Here is a 10,053-nt window from a genome sequence, read left to right as displayed (position 1 = left end):
GTTGGCCGCGTCTGCGGTCAAGTGAAATGCGTGACAGGCAATACAAATCGCGGCGCGCCGTCCTTCGTCATGAATCGCCGCGCCGCTTCGCGTCTGTGATCCAGCCCACAATGTCGCGACCTCTTGCGCGGCTTTGCGCGGGATGCTGTGCCGCATCCGGATGCGTGGCGTCCATGGTCGCCGCTTGTTAAGGTTAGCCTGCCGGGCGCCGGGACGCGCTCGCCGATTCCCAACCCCGTCGAGTTCTGATGTCACGCAGCCCCTTGATCGCCCGCACGGTCCCCACCTTGCGACGCGCCGTCGACAATCTTCGCAAGCGAAAGGCCACGATCGCGCTGGTCCCGACCATGGGAGCGCTCCATGACGGCCATGTGTCGCTGGTGCGCCTGGCCAAGCGGCGCGCGAGCCGCGTCGTGGTGTCGATCTTCGTCAATCCGACCCAGTTCGCCCCGACCGAGGATTTTGGCGCCTATCCGCGCACCTGGAAGGCCGATCTCGCCAAGCTCGCCGCCGAGGACGTCGATATCGTCTGGCATCCCGGCGCCGACGCCATGTATCCGCAGGGCTTTGCCACCCGCATCGTACCGGAGGGACCGGCGCTGGCCGGCCTCGAGGACCGCTTCCGCCCGCATTTCTTCGGCGGCGTCGCCACCGTCGTCGGCAAGCTGTTCACGCAGTGCTGGCCGGATGTCGCGATCTTCGGCGAGAAGGATTTTCAGCAGTTGCGGGTGGTGGCGCAGATGGCCCGCGACCTCGACCTCGGCGTCAAGGTGATCGGTTCCCGCACCGTGCGCGAGCGCGACGGGCTCGCGATGTCCTCGCGCAACGTCTATTTGTCGCCACGGGAGCGGCAGACCGCAACGACGCTGTACCACGCCATGAAGGAGAGCGCCGGGCGCATCCGCGCCGGCGAAGCGGTCGCAGCCGCAATGGCGCGCGGAGCCGCGATGATCACCGCGGCCGGCTTTGAGCTCGACTATTTCGAGGTCCGCCATGCAGCGACTTTGGCGCCTGTCGCCTCGCGCAAGGACGGGCCGTTGCGCATCCTGGTCGCGGCCAAGCTCGGCACGACCCGGCTGATCGACAATATCGCGGTTTAGAGCAGCCCGAGATCGCGCAGCTCGCGCCGCATCGGCTCCGGCATCGCCGCGATCGAGCCGGCGGCGGACTTGCCGAGATCGGGCGGCACGGAATCGTCGGCAAGATAGCGCCAGCCCTGGAACGGGCGCATCGGCCGCGGCGACACCGGAATCACCTTCGGCTGCATCACGATCCGGCAGCGTCCGATGCCGTCCTTGTCGCGGAACGGCTCGATGCCGATGATCTTTTCGCGCGCGGCGACCTCGCCCTTGATCACCCAATAGAGCGAGCCCCCCGACAGGATCTCGGCGTCGCGCTTGGGCACCATGCGGGTGATGTGGATGTGATGTTGCGGCAGACCCTTCTTCTTGGCGGTCTGCATCCGTTCGGCCGTCCACTCCTTCAATTCCTTGACGGATTCGCAGCCGACGGCGAGCTTGATCAGATGTAGTGGCATGCCCCAGCATTAGCCGGGCAGCCGCGCATTTGGAATGCCGATCTACTCGTTATCCGCAGCCGGGGGAGCTGCGGCCGGCGGCGTGAGCGGAACCGGTGCTGCCGCTGGTGCCCGCGCAGCCTTCGGCGCAGGCGGCTTCTTCGCGGCGGGAGCTGCGGCCTGTGCCGAGGCCGCTGCCGGGGGGCGCGGAGCCGCCGCGTTCGCGGTGGGCGCCGCCTGACGCGTCGGCGGCTCCGGATTCATGATGCTGACCGGCGGCGTCGACGAGGCACTCGGGAACTCCGCACTGGTCGGCTTGCCCGTCGGCATCGACGGCGGCAGTCCGGCAAGGGCGGCAGTGGCGGGCAACGATTGCGCTGCTGCAGGCGCATTCCAGGTCGGGGCGTAGCGCGCGACCAGCGTGTCGTAGAGATGGGAATCCATGTTGGCGGCGACCTGCTGCTGGTCGGTCAGCGAGCGGAAGGCCGCACAGTCGAACTGCGTGCAACCGTCGCGCACGACCAGCACCTGCGCGACCAAGCCATAGCGATCACGTTCCAGCGATTTGCGCAGCACCTTGATGTCGGGCGTCAGGCTCTTCTCGGCGGTCGCGGCATCGCCGAGCGCCATCAGCCGGTCGATCCTGGCCGCGGTCGTGGAGACGGCCGCAGCGGCCACGTCCGGCGCGCCGAACAGCGCCTTCTCGCAGCCGATGGCCACGGCATCGCCGGCGAGATCGTCGAGACAGGACAACGCCGGCAGGCTCGCGGTCATCGCGGCCTGCGCGCGCGCCTCGGTCGGGGTGGTCTGCCCTGCCGGTCCATCGACGCGCACAACAGCAGCCATCGCGATGGTGATGGCGAGCAGCGTAACAACGGTCAGCGCGCCGTTGGCGACCGACCGCTCGGCGCGCTGCAGCGTGACCAGGAGGATCAGTCCGAAGAAGCCGGCAGCCGCCAGCATCATCCACATTGGAAAGGCCGGCGAGCGCCAGATTTGGTCGAGCGACGAGGCCCATGCCCAGTTCATGCGCGACGTCCCCTCACGCGAGCAGAGAGCGAATGGTCAAAGCGAGCACCGAGAGTCGGCAGCTGCCCCCGGCCCACCTTTTGAAGGTGAAGCGGGCCTTTTGACGGCGGCAGAATACAAATTCCCGGGGACGCGCCAATGCGCGGGTAGCGTCGGTCTTCAGGACAGCGCGAGCTGGCTTTCCTTGGCGACGCGTTCAAAAGCCTCGGTCGAGCTCTTGATCCGGTACTGGCAGTCGTCACCATCCGTCGGCAGCAAGCGGATGATCTCATACGAGCCGCTGGCAGCAGGGCGTGCGACATTGCTGGCCGTGAACAACACGCGCGATCCAATAGGGAATTTGTGCTTCAACACCCTCTCCATCACTCAAACAACGCCTGCCACGCCCGTGGTCCCACTGCGTCGGCCGGCCGGAAACCCGGCCGCTATATAGCATGCGGCGGGCTTTTTTGGCCAGCAGTATGCGACATGGCAAACGTGCAAATTTTGCAGTTATTTCAGAGTGATGCCGCCAGCCGGTGATACCGCTGGAACCCGTTCCTCAGGCGCTATGGGGCAAATGGCCGTCGGGGCTTGCGTGATCCACGGCTTTGGGCAGTTCCAGGGCCAGAATCTGGCCCAGCTGGTCCACCGGGATGTTGTAGCGCGCAGCCAATTGGCGGACGGTATCGCTGCCAAGCACGGTGCGGAGCTGGTCGGCTGAGATCGGCAAGTTCTGGCCGTTGCCGAGCCAGGATTTGACCTGGTCACCGAACCCCGCCTGCTGGAGCTTTGCGACGATCGCGCCGAGGCCACCCTGATTGTTGCTGCCGAGCACCTCGCTCAGCACGGTCGGCAACACGGCTGCCCCGAGCTGGCCGAGCGCGCTCCGCAGCGCCGGGTTGTTCTCCAGCGAGTCCAGGATTCCCATGATAACCCCTCTCCTTGCCCGCAGCTCCCCGCGATTGAGCGCCGTCACGCGCCGTGCCGTCAAGCCGCGCTCAATCACATTCGCGGCTACACGTTCTCGAACTTTTCGATGACGAGCGTTTCGGCGAGCCCGTCCCGGGTCCATTCCTGGAACGCCGGCAGCGCCAGCATCGTGTCCATGTAGGCCTTGGTCTCCGGCGTGACCTCGATCGCGTAGGTGCGGAAGCGGTGCACGACCGGGGCATACATCGCATCGGCCGCGCCGAAGCGCCCAAACAGGAACGGTCCATTGGCGCCATAACGGGTGCGGCACTCCCGCCAGATCTCCTGCACACGCGCGATATTGGCCTCGGCGTCCGCCGACAGCGTCACGGGGCGCACCGGGCGGTGCAGGTTCATGCCGCATTCGTTGCGAAGGGCCATGAAGCCGGAATGCATCTCGGCGCACACCGAACGGGCATGGGCGCGGGCGGCGGCGGCGTCCGGCCACAGCTTCACTTCCGGATAGCGCTCGGCGATATATTCGATGATGCTGAGTGAATCCCACACCGTGATGTCGCCGTCGACCAGCACCGGGACCTTTCCGGCGCGGCTGAACGAGATGATCTGCTCCTTGTCCGCGGGATTGTCGGTGTAGAGCGGGATAAGAGTCTCCACGAACGGAATGTCGTTGGCGCGGAGCGCGAGCCAGGGCCGCATCGACCATGACGAGTAATTCTTGTTGCCGATTGCGAGTTTCAGCGCAGCCATGTCATCAGTCCTTCCCGATACGCCTTGAAGCGAGCCGCTTTTAACGCCATCGCCTGCCGCCAATCAATCGTTGCTGCACCTCGCCATGCGTGGCAAGCGTTGCGATCCTCTCCAGGAGACTGACATGAGTAGGCATTGGGTCGACATCACAGCCGTCGGCTTCTTCATCATCGAATGGCTGGTCTACGCCCTGACGCTGGAGCATTCGGCCTACGGCCGCGACAGCCTGTCGGCGCGCATGAACCGCTACCGCGAGGTGTGGGTGCGCCGGCTGCTCGACCGCGACGCGCGCATGGTCGACATGCAGATCATGGCCTCGCTGCAGAACGGCACCGCCTTCTTCGCCTCCACTAGCCTCATCGCGCTCGGCGGCGCGCTGGCGCTGCTGCACGCGACCAACGACGCGATCACGATCTTGAGCAAGCTGCCGATCGATCTCAGCACCTCGCCCGCCATGTGGGAGCTGAAATGCGTCGGCCTTGTCCTGATCTGCGTCTATGCCTTCTTCAAATTCGCCTGGTCGTACCGCCTGTTCAACTATGTCGCGATCCTGTTCGGCGGCATGCCGGCGGCCTCGCAGCGTGACACGCCGGAGGCCGAAGCTCATGTGATCCGTACCTCGCGCCTGTTCGAATCCGCCGGCCGCCATTTCAACCGCGGCCAGCGCGCCTTCTTCTTCGCACTCGGCTATCTCGGCTGGTTCGTCAGCCCCTGGGTGTTGTTCGTCACCACGGCAGCCGTGGTGATCGTGACCTGGCGGCGGCAATTCGCCTCGAGCGCGTGGGAGGCGATGGCGCCGGAGTTGGTGGATGGTGATGAGATGAAGCGCGGTCGTTGACTCGCGCGTGTCCCGCACGCGACGGAATGCGCATTCGTAGGATGGGTAGAGCGAAGCGAAACCCATCACGCTTCTTCTTCGCGGAAGCATGATGGGTTCCGCAAGTGCTCTACCCATCCTACGCTTTCCAGACACAGCTTTGCATCCTCGCGGCGCGTTTCGCCCGAGCTTTGCTTCGTCGCTCCACCCTCAAAGCCAAGAGGGCGCAGGGAAGGCCGGGTGCTGACCTCGCACCCGCGGTCCGCTGCGCGAAAAGCACACGCAGAAAAACCGCACAGCAGCATACAGGTGGTGCCAATCACTCGGCCTTCCCTGCGCGATGGTTGGACGGCTTATGCCGTGCTCTCCCGGGAGCCGAACTTTCCTTCTGGCCTCCCTCGCCTCGCGAATTGGATGATGCTGTCTGCCCGGTTGGGCTCGCACACATCTCCGCGAAAGCTTGACCGTAGCAACGACGGCCAGGACCACACGGTTTTGCCGTACGCGCATTCGCCATTTCGCCGCAGGGTTCGACGGCCTCGTGCACGTGACCATCGAAATACCGACGAGACGAACTTCACAGCGCCGCTCGTCCGCAGGCGGTTGCGGGCTCACAGGGACTACCCGCCCTGCCCGCACCTCTCATGCCGACGCTGCCGCGTCCACCGCAAGCCCGGCTCGCAATCAAGACGACAACGAGATCGCCCCTCAAGGATGAGCCGGGATGCGCGACACATACGCCAAAACCGAATTTCGGTAAAGCGGAATATATTTGCGTGAGCGGATTGACAGAGGAGCGACACAGGCGCGGTCGCGTAGCCCGGATGGAGTGCAGCGTAATCCGGGAAGGTGCGAAACGCAGCGCGAGCGGCCCTGGATTGCGCGGAGCCTGTCATCGGGCGGCGCTTCGCGCCGACCCGTTGGCTCCATCCAGGCTACTTGACTACCTGCTATCCGCCGAAATCCCGCGGGCTGAACGGCAGGTCCATCACCTTCCATTCCCCGTATTTGTCGGCCGGCAGCATCTTGTAGGGCTGGCAGGCCTGAAGCGCGCTCATGGCGGACTTCACGAGCGCCACGCCCTTTGCGGATGGCGGCGCTTCGATCAGGATCGGCTCGCGCGCCAGCGTGCCGTCGGTCGCGAGCACGGTGCGCAGCTTGATGTTGACGGTGTCGGTCGGCGCGACCCCAGCCGGCAGCTTGGCGCAGCTTCGCAAGTGACGACGCAGCTCGGCGATGATTTCGGCCGGCAGCTTGGCCGCGATTGAATCCTTGGCATCGCCGCCATCGTCCTTGGGGGCGTCTTTCGACAGCTCCGTCGGCAATTCCGGCGGCAGGCCCAGCATGACGCCGTACTTGACGGTGACGTCGGGCTCCGGCGCCTGATAGGCCGGGGGCGGCGCGGCCTCTGGCTGCTGCATCGCTTGTGGCAGGAGCTGTGGCGCCGGGGGCTGAGGTGGCTGCGGAGTCGCCTGAGGCGGCGGCGACTGCGATGGCTGAGGCTGTGGCTGTTGAGGCTGCGGTTGCGTCTGCGCATTCGCCTCGCGCTGCTGCTGCGGCGTCTGTGAAGGCTGTGGCTGCGGCTGTTTCTGCTGCGGCGGTTCAGGCGAGGCCTGCTGCTTTGAGGCTTGCTGCTTCGAGGATTGTGCCGCGGCCTGCTGCTTCGCCTCGGGCTTTGGCGCGGTTGCCGCCTTGTCCTTGTCGGTGAAATCCAGTTTCGGTAGTTTCAGGTCAGGGATCGGCTCCGGCGGCTTCGCCTTGAGTTTTTCTTCGGCCTTCTCCTCGGCCTTGGCCTCCTCCTGCTTCACCTGCTCCGGCGTCACGATGCTGACGGAAACCGATTCGGGCGGGTTGGCGTGAAACGGATGGACTTCGCTGATCACGATGATCAGCGCGACCAGCGTCAGATGGGCGATCGCCGACGCTGCAATGTCCGTCCGTATGATCTTCCGCAGTTCCATCGCCTGACTTCAGGTTGCCAAGCTGGTCCTAGCATACGGCAGCCCCCTCTCAATCCCATTTTGGCGCGAAGCCGAAATCGGTCAGGCGGCCCCTGGGACTGGCCAGCGCAGCGATCTGGGCCATCTCGTCATCCGAAAGCTCGAAATCGAAGATCTCGATGTTTTCCGACAGGCGTTCGACGCGCGAGGTGCGCGGGATCGCAGCGACATTCTGTTGCACCAGCCAGCGCAGGCAGACCTGCGCCGGCGTCTTGTGATGCAGACGTCCGATCTCGGCGAGCGTCTGGTCGGTCTTGATCCGCCCCCTGGCGATCGGGCTGTAGGCGACCAGCGCGAGCCCGTGCCGATCGCAGGCCGCCCTCACCTTCGCCTGGTCGAGATAAGGGTGGTATTCGACCTGGTTGCAGGCCAGCGGCTCCGGCGACAACGCCACCGCCTGCTCGATCAGCGCGACAGTGAAATTGGAGACGCCGATGTGGCGGGTCAGGCCCATGCGCTTGGCATGCGACAGCGCGCCCAGCGTCTCCTCCAGCGGCACGTGCGAATTGGGCCAGTGCAACAGCAAGAGATCGACGGAGGGAAGCCGCATGCGCACCAGACTCTCCTTGACCGAGCGTTCGAGATCGTGAGGCGCGAAATGGTTGGTCCAGACCTTCGTCGTCAGGAAGATGTCGTCGCGGCGCACGCCGGAGGCGCGCAAGCCGTCGCCGACCTCGCGCTCATTGTCGTAGACCTGTGCGGTATCGATGTGGCGATAGCCGAGCCGCAGTGCCTGCTCGACCACACGCGCGCACATGCGCCCGCTCAGCTCCCAGGTTCCCAGCCCGATGGCCGGTATTCTTGCGCCATTGGTCTCGACGAACAGCATGAGGAATCCTCTCTGTCGCGGTCGCCCCAAATCATGATCCAGGCGTCACTATGAACCCGGCTGGCAACGCTGCCAACGGGCGGCACCGGCCGCCGGGCCGGATCTTGCGCGCAATACTAACGGGAGGTTCGCGCCAGACCTTGACGCCAAGCCTCGACGACAAGCCTCGACGACAGGCCTTCAGCTCAGGCTTTGGCGAGCGCCTGGAACACGGTCTCGGGCGCATGCGCGATCACGGCGAGCAGCGCGCGGGCGGGTCCCCGCGGGGCGCGCTTGCCCTGCTCCCAGTTGCGGATGGTCTCGACGGGAACGCCGAGTTTAGCCGCGAACTCCATCTGGGTCAGGCAGGCGCGGCGACGCAAATCGCGCACGGCGAGCGAGCTGGCCTCGGCCGGCGCTGCGTTAGGTACGGGCTGGATTGGAAAGGGCTGGACAGGAAACTCTTGCCCGTCCCGCAACTCGACGATCCGTCCGTCCGCCTTCAGCCGCACACGCATGCTCATTCCCCCAAGCGAGAACGATGATGCGGCAGCTCGCTTAAGTTCGGATTAAAGATGATGGCCAGTAGCCCGGATGGAGCGCAGCGCAATCCGGGGCATCTCTCGAGCCGACGCAGCGGCCCTGGATTACGCTTCGCTCCATCCAGGCTACGGATTCAACAGCTCCTACCTGAGCCCGAACCACAGCGTCGCGATGCCGAGGAAGGAGAAGAAGCCGACGACGTCGGTGACCGTTGTCACGAACGTGCCTGACGCCACCGCCGGATCGGCTCGCACACGTTCGAGCGCCATCGGGATCAGGATGCCTCCGAGCGCGCCGGCGAAGAGGTTCACGATGATGGCGAGCCCGATGACCATGCCGAGGCCCGGGATCCTGAACCAGGCCACCGCCGCGATTCCCGTGATCACGGCAAAGGCGAGACCGTTGACGAGGCCGACCAGGCCCTCGCGCACCACCACGCGCCAGGCATTGGAGGAGCCGAGCTCGCGCGTCGCCAGCGCCCGCACCGCGACCGTCATGGTCTGGGTCGCGGCATTGCCGCCCTGGCTCGCAACGATCGGCGCCAGCACGGCGAGCGCTACCATCTTCTCAAGCTGCCCCTCGAACAGGCCAAGCACGGAGGACGCCAAGAAGGCGGTGGCGAGATTGACCAGCAGCCAGTTGAACCGTGCGCGTGCAATGGTGAACACGGTGTCGGACAGCTCTTCGTCGCTGTTGACGCCGCCGAGCGCCTTGAGGTCCTCGTCCGCCTCTTCCTCGATGACGTCGACGACGTCGTCGACGGTGATGACGCCGACGAGGCGGTCCTGGGTGTCGAGCACCGGGGCTGCGACGAGATTGTACTTGCCGAACATGCGCGCCACCTCCTCCTGGTCCTCCAGGACGGAGACGCGGCGGCGATCCTCGTCGGTCAGCTCGGCAAGCGCCACGGGGCGGCGGGCGCGCAGCAGCACGTCGAGCGAGACCGCGCCCTGCCAATGCTGCTCCTTGTCGACGACGTAGATCTCGTAGAAGCGGTCAGGCAAATCCGGCGTCTCGCGCATGTAGTCGATCGCCTGCCCCACGGTAAAATCCTGGGGCACGGCGATGAACTCGGTCTGCATCCGGCGGCCGGCGGAGTTTTCCGGATAAAGCAGGCTGCGCTCGAGCACGACGCGCTCCTTGAGCGGCAGCTTCTCGAGGATCTCCTCCTGATCGGCCTGATCGAGCGTTTCCAGCAGCTCGACCGCGTCGTCGGATTCGAGCTCGAGCACACCTTCCGCGACCGTCTGCGGCGGCAGTTCCTCGAGGATCTCCTCGCGCACGCCCTCGTCGAGCTCGTTCAGCGCGGAGAAGTCGAAATCGCGCCCCGTCAGTTCGACCAGGCGGACGCGATCGTCGGGCTCGAGAGCCCCGATGAGATCGCCGAGATCGGCCTCGTGCAGTTCGGCAACGCAGGCGCGCAGCGCGGCGCTGTCGCCGGCCTCGATCGCATGGGCAATTTCCGCGACGAATTCGTGACGAATCTCGCCGTCTTCATTGCGCATCGGCACGTGGTCGAGTACCGATTCCGCAGCAGACGCGGCACCGTCCAGATGTTCATCCATGGCGCGCCTCGCCGTTCGACAGGTTGAAACGAGTGGTCTGAGCTGACGGTTCAGGCAATACCCACAAGGCAACTCTGAGCGCAATGACAAAGATGCTTCGATTGAGGTGGACCTCG

Annotated in this window: 11 protein-coding genes; 2 read left to right on the top strand and 9 right to left on the bottom strand. The window is 65.4% G+C overall.

Annotation, left to right across the window (positions count from 1 at the left end; all coding sequences use genetic code 11):
• The first annotated feature begins 248 nt into the window (after positions 1-248).
• Positions 249-1,100 carry a pantoate--beta-alanine ligase gene (gene panC, locus AC0L3A_RS21775; protein ID WP_473255168.1) on the top strand — a complete coding sequence of 284 codons (852 nt, stop codon included), beginning with the start codon at positions 249-251 and terminating at the stop codon, positions 1,098-1,100.
• On the opposite strand, the gene AC0L3A_RS21770 is transcribed toward panC, so the two are convergent.
• The 5 genes from AC0L3A_RS21770 to AC0L3A_RS21750 form a co-directional block, all read right to left on the bottom strand.
• Positions 1,097-1,537 carry a DUF1489 family protein gene (locus AC0L3A_RS21770; protein ID WP_007603229.1) on the bottom strand — a complete coding sequence of 147 codons (441 nt, stop codon included), beginning with the start codon at positions 1,535-1,537 and terminating at the stop codon, positions 1,097-1,099. The genes panC and AC0L3A_RS21770 overlap by 4 nt on opposite strands.
• 42 nt (positions 1,538-1,579) lie before the next feature.
• Positions 1,580-2,545, bottom strand: coding sequence for a hypothetical protein (locus AC0L3A_RS21765; protein ID WP_007603228.1), 966 nt, complete (start codon positions 2,543-2,545; stop codon positions 1,580-1,582).
• A 159-nt stretch (positions 2,546-2,704) separates the two neighbouring features.
• Entirely contained in the window at positions 2,705-2,908 is a 204-nt protein-coding gene (locus AC0L3A_RS21760) for a hypothetical protein (RefSeq protein ID WP_007603227.1), read from the bottom strand.
• 178 nt (positions 2,909-3,086) lie between these two features.
• Positions 3,087-3,455, bottom strand: coding sequence for a YidB family protein (locus tag AC0L3A_RS21755; RefSeq protein WP_354158439.1), 369 nt, complete (start codon positions 3,453-3,455; stop codon positions 3,087-3,089).
• Between the two features lie 86 nt (positions 3,456-3,541).
• On the bottom strand, positions 3,542-4,204 hold the full coding sequence (locus AC0L3A_RS21750) for a glutathione S-transferase family protein (RefSeq protein WP_473255167.1): 663 nt from the start codon (positions 4,202-4,204) through the stop codon (positions 3,542-3,544).
• Positions 4,205-4,328: 124 nt separating this feature from the next.
• Here AC0L3A_RS21750 and AC0L3A_RS21745 point away from each other — a divergent pair, with 124 nt between their 5' ends.
• Complete coding sequence (locus AC0L3A_RS21745) at positions 4,329-5,042, top strand: DUF599 domain-containing protein (protein WP_219684903.1); 714 nt, start codon at positions 4,329-4,331, stop codon at positions 5,040-5,042.
• A 929-nt stretch (positions 5,043-5,971) separates the two neighbouring features.
• On the opposite strand, the gene AC0L3A_RS21740 is transcribed toward AC0L3A_RS21745, so the two are convergent.
• From AC0L3A_RS21740 to mgtE, 4 genes are all read right to left on the bottom strand, one after another.
• Positions 5,972-6,982, bottom strand: a complete 1,011-nt coding sequence (locus AC0L3A_RS21740; RefSeq protein ID WP_007603222.1) for a hypothetical protein — start codon at positions 6,980-6,982, stop codon at positions 5,972-5,974.
• A gap of 49 nt (positions 6,983-7,031) precedes the next feature.
• Positions 7,032-7,850 carry an aldo/keto reductase gene (locus AC0L3A_RS21735; protein WP_354201879.1) on the bottom strand — a complete coding sequence of 273 codons (819 nt, stop codon included), beginning with the start codon at positions 7,848-7,850 and terminating at the stop codon, positions 7,032-7,034.
• 185 nt (positions 7,851-8,035) lie between these two features.
• Entirely contained in the window at positions 8,036-8,353 is a 318-nt protein-coding gene (locus tag AC0L3A_RS21730) for a helix-turn-helix domain-containing protein (RefSeq protein ID WP_354201878.1), read from the bottom strand.
• A 162-nt stretch (positions 8,354-8,515) separates the two neighbouring features.
• The gene (gene mgtE, locus AC0L3A_RS21725) at positions 8,516-9,937 is read right to left on the bottom strand and encodes a magnesium transporter (RefSeq protein ID WP_007603218.1); all 1,422 of its coding nucleotides are present in this window, start codon (positions 9,935-9,937) and stop codon (positions 8,516-8,518) included.
• Positions 9,938-10,053 lie beyond the last annotated feature (116 nt).

The organism is Bradyrhizobium sp. MI1.3, assembly GCF_055811695.1.
This window is presented reverse-complemented; position numbering and strand designations above follow the sequence as displayed.